This window comes from Blautia sp. AM47-4, assembly GCF_003479865.1.
Lineage (GTDB): Bacteria > Bacillota > Clostridia > Lachnospirales > Lachnospiraceae > Fusicatenibacter > Fusicatenibacter saccharivorans.
This window is the reverse complement of record NZ_QUHY01000005.1, coordinates 1-15,398: the sequence shown is the minus strand read 5'-3', so window position 1 is coordinate 15,398 and position 15,398 is coordinate 1. Positions and strand designations below refer to the sequence as shown.

The window sequence follows — 15,398 nt, the reverse complement described above, 5'->3', positions numbered from 1 at the left end:
AATCGCACTTTATCAAAAATGAAAGGAAAGATATTACATAAAAACATACAAAATTATATGTTTTCGTATTGTTATTTTTCTTTTTCCATTTTATACTTTAAATTTGGAAGTGAAGGAATCGTGAATTGCTTTGCAGAAACTTTCAAACGAAAATTTGATCCACTGCATCCCACAGATACCAGGAGAATATCATATGAATTATGTTACTTTTTGTAAAAATTACTATGCCGTTACAGGAATTCCTACGAATCTAATTACTGAAGCAGGAGCTATTTACTCTGCTTTATCAGAACAGCTCCACATCTCAACCGAGAGCCCTTATCCGCTTTATCCATCCGATTATAATCCCGAATTTCGTTTTGCATCTCCCGACATTGTATATGGCTCTGTCCAAATTGAAACTACTGGTGAATATATCATCTTAGGCCCGGTTTTTTCCGTTCCTGTGACAGATGAGCTCGTCCGCAGTTATATGCATGACTCTGCCACGCCCCTGAAGTACAAGGAAGTAATCGCTGAGGCTCTCGCCTCCATTCCCCGGTTATCACATATCCAATTTTGTCAGCATCTTGTTTTCCTGCATCAATGTGTGAACCACAAGGAAATCAGTGTGTTGAAATTATTGGGACAGCGTGCACCCAAGCAATTGCGGCAGAGCCAGCAGCATTTGAAATCCATTACAGAAAATATGGAAAATAAAAAGATGCATAACACTTACCAGTTTGAATGCGAACTTTTTCAGTTTGTTCAAAACGGAAATGTAAATGCTTTGCAGAATTTTTTGAAGAATAATACATTACAATTAGAAGAAGGCAGACTTGCAAAAACCCCGATTCGCCATGCCAAAAATCTTTTTATCGTGACAGCAATCAAAACCGCTGTTCTTGGTGCCATTCCGGGAGGAGTAGATATTGAAAAAACATATCAGCTTCTGGATCTTTATATTCAGGAATGCGAGGCACTGCAGTCACTGGAAAAAATCCAGGCACTGCAATACTCCATGATTCTGGATTTTTGTCAGCAGGCAGGTGAAACCAAAATCCCTGCTGGAATCTCAAGAGAAGTTTATACCTGTATGAATTTTATCCGTACACATACAAATGAATCCATCTCTGTGAATGATGTCTCGGATTCCATTCAGAAAAGTACTTCCTACACGATGAAAAAATTCAAAACTGAGCTCGGCTTTACCATAGGTGCTTTCATTACAAGATGTAAATTAGAAGAAGCTAAAATGCTTTTAACCTACAGTACAAAAAGTCTGGCTGAAATCAGCAGTTATCTCTGCTTTTCCAGCCAGCCTCATTTTCAGAGTTTATTCAAAAAACAGTATCATATGACTCCTTTAGAATATCGGAAAAAATCCGGTGTAATGGATACTATACGGCTTTAGTTTATCCTTTCCAGAGGCCCATTACAAAAAACTCACCTGCCGTTTTATCTTTTGTATGAAAACAGCAGATGAGGTTTTTGCTAAGAATGAACATCAGTGCAGATGATAAACCAGTTTCACAAACGCCGGATCATCATGGTTTACAATTTCACTGTGTCCGAGATCTTTGTAAAACAGAACATAAAAAAAGCTTTCAATCCTTGTTTCAACCCCTCTGAGTTCATCATACAATCTGTCGTTTTACCCCTTATTTTCTGACATTTCTGTGGAAATATACTTTTTTCTTCCTCCTTCATTGCGAATCTTTCCGGGAAATGCTATAATAGCCAAAGTTGAAAGCGCGAAATCCGAAGCATTTGCAAGCTGCTCCGGAAAAAAAGACCATCCCCCGGACAAAAAGAGAGGGGATATGTCCATCCTACGGGACATAAGAAAGGAGTTATTCTATGCCTTATGATGACGTACAAAAATTTTCAGAGGCAGCCGTAAACAAAGCAAAGCTGCTGAAAGAACACCCGGGGAAATACTTTCTCCGTGCAGTCATGGCCGGTTTCTTTATCGTGGTTGCCATGATTTTCTCCAACGTGGTAGGCAATACGTTCCAGAGTACAGATCCTGCCTGGGGAAAACTGCTTGGCGGTATTGTGTTTGCCATTGCGGTTCTGCTGATCGTTTTTATCGGTGCAGAGCTTTTCACCGGAAACAATCTTGTTATGGCTTTTGGGGCCTATGACAAAAAAGTCTCCTGGGCACAGGTTGGAAAAGTATGGCTGGTAAGCTACATCGGAAACTTTGTCGGATGCCTGATTCTCTCCGTAATTTTCGTACTGGCAGGTGCTTCCGGTACTGCCGATTATTACGCAGGATTTATTGGAAATAAACTTTCCATTCCTGCCGGAGAAATGTTTTTCCGTGCCATTCTCTGCAACTTCTTCGTCTGCCTTGCCGTTGCCTGCGGCATGAAATGCAAAAATGAAGTTGCCAAATTTTTCATGATTATACTTTGCATCACCGGATTCGTTGTTGCCGGTTTTGAACACTGCGTTGCCAATATGGCCACCTTTGTTACCGCTGCACTTCTGGTCCCAGGCGGCATTTCTCTGACTGCCGCATTGAAAAGTATGGTCATTGTAACTATAGGAAACGCAATAGGAGGCGGTGTGCTCCTTGCCTGGCCGCTTCGAATGATGAGTGCAGATAAATGACAAAATCTTTATACATTGCGGAAAAACCGAGCGTTGCTCAGGAGTTCGCAAAAGCGTTAAAACAGAATATGCAGCGCAGGGATGGATACTTAGAGTCGGATCAGTCCGTCGTAACCTGGTGCGTCGGTCACCTGGTTACGATGAGCTATCCGGAAAAATATGATCCTGCGTTAAAAAGGTGGAGTCTCGAGACCCTGCCTTTTTTGCCTGAAAACTTCAAATATGAAATTATCCCGGAAGTAAAAAAGCAGTTCACCATTGTGAGTAACCTGCTCCACCGGGAGGATATTGAAACCATTTATGTCTGTACCGACTCCGGGCGTGAGGGAGAATACATCTATCGTCTCGTCGCGCAGATGGCCGGTATCAAAGACAAGAAACAGAAGCGTGTCTGGATCGACTCGCAGACAGAAGAAGAAATCCTGCGCGGTATCCGCGAAGCGAAGGACGAAAGTGAATACGACAATCTTTCGGCATCCGCTTATCTCCGCGCCAAAGAAGATTACCTGATGGGCATTAACTTTTCCCGTCTTCTCTCGCTCAAATACGGAAGCGCTGTCGCATCGTATCTCGGCACTAAATATCAGTCTATTTCCGTCGGCCGTGTTATGACATGTGTGCTCGGCATGGTCGTACGCCGGGAGCGCGAAATCCGTAGCTTTGTGAAAACACCATTCTACCGTGTCATCGCCGGTCTTTCCTTAAATGGACGCAATTTTGAGGGGGAATGGCGCGCCGTAAAAGGCAGCCGCTACTTCAACTCTCCGCTTCTCTATAAGGAGAACGGCTTCCAGAAAAAAGAGGACGCACAGAAACTGATTGAGGAATTAAGCATGCAGAATCCTCTGATCCCGCATGTCCTGAAAATGGAGCGAAAAAAGGAAAATAAAAATGCGCCACTGCTTTACAACCTTGCGGAGCTGCAAAACGACTGTGCCCGCTTTTTCAAAATCAGTCCGGATGAAACGCTGAAAGTTGTTCAGGAGCTTTACGAGAAAAAGCTGGTTACCTATCCGCGAACCGATGCCCGTGTGCTTTCTTCTGCCGTTGCCAGGGAAATCAGCAAAAACCTGCGCGGCCTGCAGCAGTACGGTATCTGCAGCGGCCTTGCAAATGAAATTTCGCAGGGTGAAAGCTGGAAAAAGATTGGTTCCACCCGCTATACAAACGATAAACAGATTACCGATCACTATGCGATCATTCCGACCGGACAGGGCCTTAACAATCTGCGGAACCTCTCGGAACTCTCCGCAAAAGTTTATGAGACAATTGTCCGCCGTTTTCTCGGTATCTTCTATCCGCCGGCGGTCTATCAGAAAGTTGCTCTTGTCACCGAAATCGGCGGCGAGCAGTTTTTCTCCAACTTCCGCGTTCTCGTGCAGGAGGGCTATTTAAAAGCCATGCAGTATTCTTTCTTCCGTAAGAAAGAGGAGGACGACGAGGGCAGAAAGGAGGACGAGACGACTTGCGATCCCTCTTTTCTTGCAGCGCTGTCCCAGCTGCAGAAAGGCAGCGAGCTGAATCTTCTCGGCCTTTCTATCAAGGAAGGAGAAACCTCTCCGCCAAAACGCTACACCTCCGGTTCGATGATCCTTGCAATGGAAAATGCCGGACAGCTCATTGAAGACGAGGAGCTGCGCGAACAGATTAAGGGAAGCGGCATCGGAACGAGTGCGACGCGTGCTGAGATTCTGAAAAAGCTTGTCTTTATCAAATATCTTGCTCTGAACAAAAAGACGCAGGTTATCACCCCGACACAGCTTGGCGAAATGATCTACGACGTCGTACACCAGTCGATCCGCCCGCTTCTGAATCCGGAGCTGACAGCAAGCTGGGAAAAGGGACTTACCTATGTAGCGGAAGGCTCCATTACCTCCGAGGAATATATGGGAAAACTGGAAAACTTTGTGACACGCCACACGGTAAATGTGAAGCAGCTGCGGAATCAGTTCCAGCTAAAGAGCAGCTTTGATGCGTCCGCGCCGTATTACAAAAAAGCCTCCTCCACGCGCTCCCGTACCGGGAAACGTACCGCTGCAGAAGACTCCTCTGCAAAGTCCTATTCCACCGCCGGAAAAAAGGGCGCACAGAACTCCTGAAATGTGGTAAGATAAACAGGAACTAAAACAAGAAAGGATGAATCACGCATGAAAGATGCAACCATTTCTGAACTTTATGATTTAACCCAGACCATTGCCGCAAAAATCTTTGAAGGCAAAACGTATCCATGGGAAGTGCTTCCGCTCATTAAAGATTTTATTCTTGAACTCGGCGAAACACTCGATCCGGCAGAATACGAAAAACGCGGTGAAAATGTCTGGATCGCAAAAGATGCCGTGATCGCACCGACCGCTTCCATTAACGGCCCATGCATCATTGGAAAAGGCGCTGAGATCCGTCAGTGTGCCTTTATCCGCGGAAACGCCATCGTCGGCGAAGGCGCTGTCGTTGGAAACTCCACCGAACTGAAAAATGTCATTCTCTTTAATAAAGTACAGGTTCCGCATTACAACTATGTCGGCGACTCTGTTCTTGGATACAAAGCCCATATGGGTGCCGGTTCCATTACTTCCAATGTAAAATCCGATAAGAAGCTCGTTGTTGTCAAAGGCGCAGATGAACAGATCGAAACCGGACTGAAAAAATTCGGTGCGATGCTCGGCGATGAAGTCGAGGTCGGCTGTAACAGCGTATTGAACCCGGGAACGGTTGTCGGAAGAAATTCCAACATTTATCCACTCTCCTGTATTCGCGGTGTGATCCCGTCAGGTCATATTTTTAAGAATGCGAAAGAAATTGTCAAAAAAATCTGATAATTAAAAAAATTCTCTTTTATCGAGAGAAAACCAAACCGATTGATTTAAAAGACCGCCGGAAATTTTATCGTTTTCCGGTGGTCTTTGCAATTTTTTATCAAAATATGCTGGACGAATGACCAATTTTGTGAGACAATAACCATAGGTCTGTGAACAGGCTGGAAACAGTCCGTTCGAAAGACAAAAGCTCAAATAAGTACATATTTGAAAGGAGTTTAACAATGACTTATTCACACGAAGTAGAATGATGTGTCCGGTTGCCCAGGGCGTGCATCACGGTGCAGCTCCGATTCCGGAGGAAGCAAAATGGGTAAAAGCAAAAGAAATCAAAGACATTTCCGGATTCACTCACGGTATTGGCTGGTGCGCACCGCAGCAGGGTACCTGCAAACTGACTCTGAACGTAAAAGAGGGCGTTATCCAGGAAGCTCTCGTTGAGACCATCGGATGTTCAGGAATGACTCATTCTGCAGCTATGGCATCTGAGATTCTGCCAGGACTTACCATCCTTGAGGCACTGAATACTGACCTTGTGTGTGATGCTATCAATACTGCTATGAGAGAGCTCTTCCTGCAGATCGTTTACGGAAGAAGCCAGAGTGCATTCTCCGAGGACGGACTGGTTGTAGGCGCAGGCCTGGAAGACCTTGGTAAAGGACTTCGTTCCCAGGTTGGTACCATGTACGGAACTCTTGCAAAAGGACCTCGTTATCTGGAGATGACCGACGGTTATGTAACAGGTATCGCTCTGGATGCAGATGATGAGATTATCGGTTACAAATTCATCAACTTCGGAAAGATGATGGACTTCATCAAAGCCGGCGATGATGCAAACACAGCTTTCGAAAAAGCAAGCGGACAGTACGGACGTGTTGCTGATGCTGTTAAGATCGTTGACCCGAGAAAAGAGTAATCAGATAATTTAGGAGGATAGGAAAATGGCTTTATTTGAATCATATGAAAGAAGAGAGAAACAGATTCTGGCTAAGCTTGCTGAGTACGGAATCAACTCCATCGAAGAAGCTGCAGAAGTTACAAAAGCTGCTGGCCTTGATGTATACAAAATGATCGAAGGCATTCAGCCAATCTGCTTCGAGAATGCAAAATGGGCTTACACTGTAGGCGCAGCAATCGCAATCAAAAAAGGATGCCGCAAAGCTTCTGAAGCTGCTGCAGCAATCGGTGAGGGACTTCAGTCCTTCTGTATCCCGGGTTCTGTAGCAGATCAGCGTAAAGTTGGTCTTGGCCATGGTAACCTTGGTAAAATGCTTCTGGAAGAGGACACCGAGTGCTTCGCATTCCTGGCTGGACATGAGTCCTTCGCAGCTGCTGAGGGTGCTATCGGTATCGCTGAAAAAGCAAACAAAGTACGTCAGAAACCTCTGCGTGTTATCCTGAACGGTCTTGGAAAAGACGCTGCTCAGATCATCGCTCGTATCAACGGCTTTACTTATGTAGAGACTGAGTATGACTACTACACCGGAGAACTGAAAGAAGTATTCAGAAAAGCATACTCCGATGGACCGCGTGCGAAAGTTAACTGCTACGGCGCTAACGACGTTCGCGAAGGCGTTGCTATCATGTGGAAAGAGAACGTTGACGTTTCCATCACCGGAAACTCCACCAACCCGACTCGTTTCCAGCATCCAGTTGCAGGTACCTACAAAAAAGAGCGTATCGAAGCTGGTAAAAAATACTTCTCCGTTGCTTCCGGCGGTGGTACAGGACGTACTCTTCACCCGGACAACATGGCAGCAGGTCCTGCTTCCTACGGTATGACCGATACTATGGGACGTATGCATTCTGACGCTCAGTTTGCAGGTTCTTCTTCTGTACCGGCTCACGTAGAAATGATGGGTCTGATCGGCGCAGGAAACAACCCAATGGTTGGTATGACTGTTGCTGTAGCTGTTGCTGTTGAAGAGGCAGCAAAAGCTGGCAAATTCTAAGATTAGCCAAACTTTGCGTAAATAAAATTATTTGAGCAAAAAAGAAGCGCCGCGGGAATTTTCCCGTATGGCGCTTCTTTTTTGCTGCTTTCGATATCCTGCAAAGTTGGGCGTGCAGATTGCAGGAACGATGTTTCAAACACATGCTATATTCTTTTGATCCATGCACAAAAAACGCCTCTGAACCCAAAACGTTTCAGAGGCGTTTTTTATATCATTCTAAGCATTATTTTGCAGCGATAAACTTCTTTGCAACCAGTGTCTCTGCACAAAGTACTGCTCCGCCTGCTGCGCCGCGGACCGTGTTGTGGGACAGACCTACGAATTTCCAGTCGTAGATGGAATCCTCTCTTAAACGGCCTACGTTGATTCCCATACCGTTCTCGTAGTTGACATCCAGTGTTACCTGCGGACGGTTATCTTCTGTCATGTAACGGATGAACTGTTTCGGTGCGCTTGGGAGGTTCAGTTCCTGCGGAAGGCCTTTGAAGTTCTCCAGTTTTTCGATCAGCTGCTCTTTCGTCGGTTTCTTGCGGAATTTTACGAAAACAGCTGCGGTGTGTCCGTTTAATACCGGAACACGGATACACTGACAGGTGATCTTCGGCTCAGTTGCTTTTACGATCACGCCGTTTTCAATTTTACCCCAGATACGAAGCGGCTCCTGCTCGCTCTTCTCTTCTTCTCCGCCGATGAACGGGATGATGTTTCCTTCCATCTCCGGCCAGTCTTTGAAGGTTTTTCCTGCTCCGGAAATTGCCTGGTATGTGGTTGCAACCACTTCATATGGCTCGAACTCTTTCCATGCCGTTAATACCGGTGCATAGCTCTGGATTGAGCAGTTCGGTTTTACAGCGATAAAGCCTCTCTTGGTTCCCAGACGTTTTTTCTGAAACTCGATAACATCGAAGTGCTCCGGGTTGATTTCCGGAACTACCATCGGAACATCCGGTGTCCAGCGGTGTGCGCTGTTGTTGGAAACAACCGGTGTCTCGGTCTTTGCATATGCTTCTTCAATCGCTTTGATCTCATCTTTCGACATATCAACAGCGGAAAATACAAAATCTACGGTAGATGCCACATGCTCTACATCATTTACATTCATCACAACGAGCTTTTTCACTGCTTCCGGCATTGGAGTATCCATTTTCCAGCGTCCGCCGACTGCTTCCTCATATGTTTTTCCGGCACTTCTCGGACTTGCTGCCAGGGTCACAACTTCAAACCACGGATGGTTCTCCAGCAGAGAAATAAATCTCTGTCCTACCATACCGGTTGCTCCTAAAATTCCTACTCTCAATTTCTGCTCCATTGGTTTCATCTCCTTGTTCTTCTGTGGCGTACATTTGTGCGTCTCATGTCATACTATACCAATTTTTTCAAAATTGCAACTGTTTTTTCAATTTTCCTGTAAATATTTTTTATTCTGCTCGATGACAGCCTGCATCGCATCTGCTCCCGGCGCGCCGATCGTGTTGCGTCGTTCTACGCAGTTCTTCATACTGATGGCATCATAAATATCATCCTCGAAGACCGGGCTGATCGCTTTGTACTCTTCGAGTTTCATATCATCAAGGGAGATTCCTTTGTCAATGCAGTACAGAACGAGACGGCCGACAATGCCATGTGCATCGCGGAACGGAACGCCTTTTCCAACAAGGTAATCAGCTGCGTCCGTTGCATTCGTGAAACCGTTCTTTGCACTGTTCTCCATGCGGTCTTTTTTGAAGTGCATGGTAGAAAGCATGCCATTGAACAGAGCCAGGCATCCTTTTACGGTGTCGATGGCATCGAAGGTCAGCTCTTTATCCTCCTGCATATCTTTGTTGTACGCCAGCGGGATTCCCTTCATAGTGGTGAGCATTGACATCAGAGCTGCGTAAACGCGGCCTGTTTTTCCTCGAACAAGCTCTGCGATATCCGGATTCTTTTTCTGCGGCATGATACTGCTTCCGGTGCTGTATGCGTCGTCGATGTCCACAAACTGATACTCATTGGTATTCCAGATGATGATCTCCTCGGAGAAGCGGGAAAGATGCATCATAATCGTAGAAAGAGCACTGAGGAGCTCAATGACATAGTCACGGTCGGATACGGAATCCATGCTGTTTAAGGTCGGGCCGTCAAAGCCGAGCAGCTCTGCTGTGTAAGCGCGGTCCAACGGATACGTCGTTCCAGCCAGCGCACCGGAACCGAGCGGACAGTAATTCATTCTCTTGTAGATGTCTGCAAGGCGGCCTCTGTCGCGGCGGAACATTTCAAAATATGCGCCCATGTGATGTGCCAGTGTGATCGGCTGTGCTTTCTGCAGATGGGTGAATCCCGGCATATAGGTGTGAATGTTCTCTTCCATGATTTTTTCGAGTGTTACCAGCACCTCTTTGACGAGTGCATCAATCTCGGTGATCTCATCGCGGACATAAAGTTTCATATCGAGGGCTACCTGGTCATTGCGGCTTCTTCCGGTGTGCAGCTTCTTTCCGGCGTCTCCGATGCGGTCGATCAGGTTTGCCTCCACGAAGCTGTGGATATCCTCATATTCGCTGGTGATTTCCAGTTTTCCGCTCTCTACATCGGCAAGAATCCCCTCCAGTCCTGCAAGAATCTGGTCTCTCTCCTCTTCTGTCAGGATGCCCTGTTTTGCCAGCATCTTTACATGTGCCATGCTGCCTTTGATGTCCTGTTTATAGAATTTCTGATCAAAGCTGATGGATGCATTAAAATTATACACTAACTTGTCGGTCTCTTTTGTGAACCGTCCGCCCCATAACTGTGCCATTTTCATTCCTCTTTTCCTGTAAGTTTTTTAAATTATCATGCATTATTATACAAGCATCCAACCTTCCTTTGCAAGTCAAATCACCTACTTTCCCGAATTTCGGCGTTTTGTGTAGTTTTTTTCCAGCCAGCCCAAGATGCCGTACAATCCTGCCGCAACGAGGCAGAGGATCAGGATGGACAGGATTACCCAGTCAAGTCTGAACAGATTTGCCCACCTTTTTGCGGCAGAGACGCTCGTCAGCCGCCCGATTTGCCGCTATCCAGAGCTCTTCAGAGACGATAGCAGGAATTTTCCCCGCATAGACGTACTGCCCGCCCGGCGGTGTAGGGAGCGTTTTTCCGGTGTTAAAATCGTAATGCTTCTTGTTCATGACTACGGTGCCTTTATTCATGGGATTCCGCACCATGCGGATAATGTCTGTTCCAGAGAATGGTTTTCCGGCGCGGCTGCGGACGCCCTCCGCTGCCAGAACCGCCGCAATTTTCCGTCCGCCGAGACCGTCTGCACAGAGTTCGTACATACGGTGCTTCACTGCGGCCTCCTCCGGGATGATCTCAATCGCTCCGCCTGCCGTCCGCCGGTAACCATAACTTTTTGAGGTCAGCACCGGCTTTCCATTATTCTGCTGCCGTTTCTGGTGCGCCAGATTCATCTTCTTGCTCAGCTCCCGGCTGTACTCCTCCGCCAGAATCGCCTTAATGCCGGTCAGAAGCGCGTCTTCCGGCGAATAGAATGTGTTTTCCAGATAAAAATACAGCCGCTTTCCGGCGCAGTTTAAGCGGTCTGCGAACAGATACCAGTCCCGCGTGTTCCGCATCAGGCGGTCCTGCGACTTGATTACGACGACATCAAACCGGTTCTGCTCGAGATCCTCGTACAGGCGGTTATATTCCCGTCTGCCCTTCCGGCTCGTACCGGAGCGGCTCTCCACGTAGGCATCCACAAGCCTCCATCCTCTTGCCCGGATTGCCTCTTCCGCCTCCGCCGCCTGTCTTACCAGCGCATCCTTCTGATTTTCCTCCTCGGTGCTGCACCTTGCATAATAAACCGCACGCAGCTTCTCCTCTTCCATCTCCTGTCTCACTTTCCAGATGCTTCTCTTTACTATATAGAAAAAAGGACCGGAAAGTTCCGACCCTCTTTTTGTAATTTCTTTTACGGATTGCACCGTCCGCACGGCTCATAGCCTTCGGCGATCAGGTCCTCGCGCGGTCCCTGATATGTCGCCTTGTTTTCATCCTTAATCGAGCTGACGCTGGAGCATGACGGCAGGTGGAATTTCATGCTGGATGTGTTCATGACATATTCCTGCTGATCCGTCATCGTTCCGCTGCTTTCGCTTAACGTGCTGTCTCCCGTTGCATAATTAATCGAGATGCCCGGCTGATTGTTGTATGCGAAGATATGGAAGGAAATGCCCTCGCCGTCATCTTCCATGGAAAGTGCCTCCATCTCCACACCGTCCGCTACAAGGTCGTCCCCGGTAAAAATTGGTGTAACGCGGTACAGCACATGGTTTCCGGTCTCTTTGACGTAGTCGGCAACCATGTTTTCAAACGGCAGCATGCCCTCGACGTTCAGATAACGTGTTCCAGTGATCAGATTCTTCTCGTTTGCATTCTCACCGGTCAGCTGGTATCCGATCAGATGGCAGCGGTTGTACAGATATTTACCTTCCACCTGATCGTATTTTACCGTATGCCAGCCCGTCGGCTTTACCTGGCCGATCGCGCCGCGCTTCTCCGTCGGCATCAGATCCTGGCCAATATTCGCCTCTGCCACGCCGCACCGTCCCAGGCTGTCCAGATCGCTGTAATGCTCGTACGACTCGGTCGTCTTTTCCTCATCGGTAAAATCCGGCTCATTTCCGTTTAAAACGACATACGGTTCACCGGAAAACTCCGGAACATCAAGAACTGAAACGGCCGTCGGTGCCTGATCGGTAATCTGGGATTCCGTCATCGTATAAGCGGCCGTAACCTCCGAACCGGAATCTGCTCTCTCCGTCGAGAGAAGATCCTGCGCCTCACAGCCGGTCAGTGTCAGAGCAAGAAGCGCCGCCAGCAGCAGAAGCTGTTTTCTTAGTTTTTTCATTTCTCATATACCTCTTTCGTTATTTTCTCATGGGAATAGCCTGCAAACTCCTCCTCGGACACTTTATTCCATTTGGAAAGATCCAGGTCGAATTTCCGGTCAGACGGATAATGCCGGTTCCACCAGAAAACGATGATTTTCTCTATCTTCGCTTCCACAGCCTGCAGTCCCGTATTCTCCACAAAGCAGTATTCTCCTTCGCCTGCCTGCTCCAGAAAATCTGCCGCCGCCTGAAGTGTTACCTTCCCACTCTCCTTCTGCTCCGCGAACAGCTTTTCCGAAGCCGGATTCATCCAGAGCGTTTTCCCCTCACACAGTTCGCAGATTTTTTCCGTTACCACGCGGTCCCGCGAAACGCGTCGTCCGCCAAACTGCATTCCTCTTCGTTCTTCCAGACATACGATTCCAATCATCTGTCATCCTCCCTTCTCTTGCGTGTGCATATCTGAACACCTGACTGCCGTAGATAATCAGATAGCCAAGCCCCTCTCTTGCCCCGATAAACTCTCCGATTACAACACCGACGAGGCACAGGCCGATGTTGACCTTCCACACGGCGAGCAGCCCCGGAAGCGACCACGGCAGCACGACGCGGAACAGCATATCCTTCTTCGTTCCGCCGAGTGTTGCAATCAGGCGGAGCATATCCGGCTCCACACCCTGAAAGCTGCTGTAAATGCTGATCACCGAGCCGAATATCGCAACGGAAATGCCGGCCGTGATGATCGTTTTCACGTTTGCCCCCATCCACACAATGAGAAGCGGGGCGAGCGCCGATTTCGGCAGGCTGTTCAGGACTACCAGGTACGGCTCCATCACCGCAGAAAAGCGCGGAAAGAGCCACAAAAGCACAGCGAACGCCATGCCAAGTGCCGAGACGAGCAGAAAGCTGATTCCCGTCTCATACACCGTGATCCCGATATGGCGCAGAAGGTTCTGCTCCGTCAGCAGGGTCACGAACGTTTTTCCCACCCGCACAGGGCTGGAAAAGATAAACGGATCGATCCATCTCAGATCCGCCGCCACCTCCCATAATACCAGAAAACTGACGAGAAGCAAAGCCCGAAACACCCGCACCTGCTCCCGTTCTCTTTTTTTCTGCCGGAGATACGCCCTCTGAAAGCTGCTCTCCGGCGTTTTTGCCTGCTCACGCATTTTCATTCAGCTCCTTCCAGATGGCATTGAAATACGTTTTAAATTCCGGCGCACTGCGCGCTTTCATCGGCGTGCGCTCCTCCATCGCAAACCGGATCGGAATCTTTTTTTTCACATATGCCGGCCGTGCCGCCAGAACAATCACACGGTCCGCCATGCTGATGGCCTCCGAAATATCGTGTGTCACGAGAATTGCTGTCTTTCCCTCTTTTTTGATGATCTTTCCGATATCATCACAGACGTTCAGCCTCGTCTGGTAGTCGAGAGCGGAGAACGGCTCGTCAAGCAGCAGAAGATCCGGCTCCATCGCCAGTGTACGGATCAGTGCCGCCCTCTGCCGCATACCGCCGGAAAGTTCGGACGGACGGGCATTGGAAAAGGATTTCAGGCCGTATGTCTCCATCATCTCCCCAACTTTTTCTTTCCGCTCGGGTGTCAGCGTGCGCGAAATCTCAAGGCCCAGCAGAACGTTGCTGTAGATGGTCCGCCATTCAAACAGGTGGTCTCTCTGCAGCATGTAGCCGATATGGAGATCCGCCTCCGTGATCGGCCGTCCGCGGCTCAGCAGAGTTCCCGCCTCCGGCTTTAAAAGACCGGAAATCAAGTTCAGGATCGTGCTCTTTCCGCAGCCGCTCGGTCCGACAAGAGCAACAAATTCCCCCGGTTTTACCGAAAAGGTCAGATCGCACAGCGCCGGTGTTTCTCCTTTCATGGTGTGATAGGACAGTGATATATGCTCTAATGACAGGATTTGATCATCCATTTTTTTGCATCCTCCTCTATCTATAAGATATCATATGCAGCTTGCATCCCAGCCGCGCTGAGGCTATAATAGAAAGGATTGAAAGATACCAGGAGGTTTGAAGATACATTATGGCCAATAAAAGAAATTACCAGAAGGAGCTGGATGCGAAGATTGCAGGACTTCACGGTGAAGTTCCGACCTTGCTGCTGCACAGCTGCTGTGCGCCGTGCAGCAGTTACGTGCTGGAATATCTGTCGCAGTATTTTTCCATTACGCTCTTTTACTATAATCCCAACATCTATCCGCCGACGGAGTACGAGCACCGCGTGGAGGAACAGCAGCGTCTGATCCACTCTCTTCCCGCGGTGCATCCGATTTCCTTCTGCCCCGGCCCGTACGATTCTGACCGGTTCTATAAACTGACACGTGGGATGGAAAATGTGCCGGAGGGCGGCGAGCGCTGTTTTGTCTGCTATGAAATGCGGCTCCGCGAAGCGGCCGAAATGGCAAAGCAGCTCAAACTCGACTATTTTACAACAACCCTCTCCATCAGCCCGCTGAAAAACGCGGAAAAGCTGAATGAAATCGGAGAACGGCTTGCCGCCGAATACGGGATCCCATATCTCAATTCAGATTTCAAGAAACGGGGCGGCTACCAGCGTTCCATCGAACTTTCCCATGAATACGGCCTTTACCGCCAGGACTACTGCGGCTGCGTCTTTTCCCGCCGGGAACGCGACGCACGGGTGGCAGCACAGGAAAATGGCAACAGCTGATGTGCTCTTTGAAGTGTCCGGCCAAAAGCTCCGTCAGGATATGCTGTACGAACTGATTTTCCTGAAACTTGTAACAGTAAACGCCCTTTGCAGCAGATCTTTTTCCTGCAAAGGCGTTCGTATTTCTGTCACATTTCTCATGATACCAGAAAACCCGCAGAACCTTACGTCCTGCGGGTTTCTAAAGAATAAGCCGAAAATCAGATTCGAACTGACGACCCCTTCATTACGAGTGAAGTGCTCTACCGGCTGAGCTATTTCGGCCTGTGACATTCATTTCCTGAATGACACAATCATTATTATACCGTATTTTTTTGAAATTGCAAGCATTTTTTTGAAATTTATGAATCTTTTTCTAAAATTTGTTCCGCCCCACTGATTTCCCGCCGTTTCCATCCCTGTTGTTTTCACCTCCCTGGCGCAAATTTTATGCATAAACTTTGTCCTTACTTTCAAAAATTAAGGAAAACCATCCCTTTTCCT

Annotated in this window: 14 protein-coding genes, 1 tRNA gene and 1 pseudogene; 8 read left to right on the top strand and 8 right to left on the bottom strand. The window is 48.0% G+C overall.

The annotated features are described in order from the left end of the window. Nucleotides 1-193: 193 nt before the first annotated feature. The 7 genes and pseudogenes from DW965_RS04570 (at nt 194) to DW965_RS22460 (ending at nt 7,523) form a co-directional block, all read left to right on the top strand. Nucleotides 194-1,393 (top strand): helix-turn-helix domain-containing protein, encoded by a 1,200-nt coding sequence (locus DW965_RS04570; protein WP_119198088.1) that lies wholly within the window; start codon nt 194-196, stop codon nt 1,391-1,393. Between the two features lie 446 nt (nt 1,394-1,839). Continuing rightward, nucleotides 1,840-2,598 carry a formate/nitrite transporter family protein gene (locus DW965_RS04560; protein ID WP_119198087.1) on the top strand — a complete coding sequence of 253 codons (759 nt, stop codon included), beginning with the start codon at nt 1,840-1,842 and terminating at the stop codon, nt 2,596-2,598. Next, entirely contained in the window at nt 2,595-4,697 is a 2,103-nt protein-coding gene (locus DW965_RS04555; RefSeq protein WP_118660493.1) for a DNA topoisomerase, read from the top strand. The genes DW965_RS04560 and DW965_RS04555 overlap by 4 nt, the downstream gene beginning before the upstream one ends. 48 nt (nt 4,698-4,745) lie before the next feature. Then, nucleotides 4,746-5,411 carry an acyltransferase gene (locus DW965_RS04550; protein WP_118697694.1) on the top strand — a complete coding sequence of 222 codons (666 nt, stop codon included), beginning with the start codon at nt 4,746-4,748 and terminating at the stop codon, nt 5,409-5,411. A gap of 224 nt (nt 5,412-5,635) precedes the next feature. Next, a pseudogene (locus DW965_RS04545) lies at nt 5,636-6,327 on the top strand (iron-sulfur cluster assembly scaffold protein). Nucleotides 6,328-6,352: 25 nt separating this feature from the next. Continuing rightward, nucleotides 6,353-7,363, top strand: a complete 1,011-nt coding sequence (locus DW965_RS04540) for a GGGtGRT protein (RefSeq protein WP_022463017.1) — start codon at nt 6,353-6,355, stop codon at nt 7,361-7,363. Between the two features lie 67 nt (nt 7,364-7,430). Then, entirely contained in the window at nt 7,431-7,523 is a 93-nt protein-coding gene (locus tag DW965_RS22460) for a DUF6783 domain-containing protein (protein ID WP_369123061.1), read from the top strand. 66 nt (nt 7,524-7,589) lie between these two features. On the opposite strand, the gene asd is transcribed toward DW965_RS22460, so the two are convergent. The 7 genes from asd to DW965_RS04505 form a co-directional block, all read right to left on the bottom strand. After that, on the bottom strand, nt 7,590-8,675 hold the full coding sequence (gene asd / locus DW965_RS04535) for an aspartate-semialdehyde dehydrogenase (protein WP_022463016.1): 1,086 nt from the start codon (nt 8,673-8,675) through the stop codon (nt 7,590-7,592). A gap of 87 nt (nt 8,676-8,762) precedes the next feature. Beyond that, nucleotides 8,763-10,142, bottom strand: a complete 1,380-nt coding sequence (argH, locus tag DW965_RS04530) for an argininosuccinate lyase (RefSeq protein WP_055228597.1) — start codon at nt 10,140-10,142, stop codon at nt 8,763-8,765. Nucleotides 10,143-10,335: 193 nt separating this feature from the next. Then, nucleotides 10,336-11,229 carry a recombinase family protein gene (locus DW965_RS04525; RefSeq protein WP_147398130.1) on the bottom strand — a complete coding sequence of 298 codons (894 nt, stop codon included), beginning with the start codon at nt 11,227-11,229 and terminating at the stop codon, nt 10,336-10,338. Nucleotides 11,230-11,300: 71 nt separating this feature from the next. After that, nucleotides 11,301-12,239 (bottom strand): DNA/RNA non-specific endonuclease, encoded by a 939-nt coding sequence (locus DW965_RS04520; protein ID WP_118601623.1) that lies wholly within the window; start codon nt 12,237-12,239, stop codon nt 11,301-11,303. Beyond that, complete coding sequence (locus DW965_RS04515) at nt 12,236-12,532, bottom strand: hypothetical protein (RefSeq protein WP_022463012.1); 297 nt, start codon at nt 12,530-12,532, stop codon at nt 12,236-12,238. Before DW965_RS04515 ends, DW965_RS04520 begins: the two co-directional genes overlap by 4 nt. Nucleotides 12,533-12,548: 16 nt before the next feature. Continuing rightward, the gene (locus tag DW965_RS04510) at nt 12,549-13,400 is read right to left on the bottom strand and encodes an ABC transporter permease (protein WP_242998327.1); all 852 of its coding nucleotides are present in this window, start codon (nt 13,398-13,400) and stop codon (nt 12,549-12,551) included. Beyond that, nucleotides 13,387-14,157, bottom strand: coding sequence for an ABC transporter ATP-binding protein (locus tag DW965_RS04505; RefSeq protein ID WP_118594538.1), 771 nt, complete (start codon nt 14,155-14,157; stop codon nt 13,387-13,389). Before DW965_RS04505 ends, DW965_RS04510 begins: the two co-directional genes overlap by 14 nt. Before the next feature lie 110 nt (nt 14,158-14,267). On the opposite strand from DW965_RS04505, the gene DW965_RS04500 reads away from it, so the two are divergent. Continuing rightward, nucleotides 14,268-14,915 (top strand): epoxyqueuosine reductase QueH, encoded by a 648-nt coding sequence (locus DW965_RS04500; protein WP_117761585.1) that lies wholly within the window; start codon nt 14,268-14,270, stop codon nt 14,913-14,915. A 191-nt stretch (nt 14,916-15,106) separates the two neighbouring features. Here DW965_RS04500 and DW965_RS04495 read toward each other — a convergent pair. After that, a tRNA-Thr gene (locus DW965_RS04495) sits at nt 15,107-15,179 on the bottom strand. Nucleotides 15,180-15,398 lie beyond the last annotated feature (219 nt).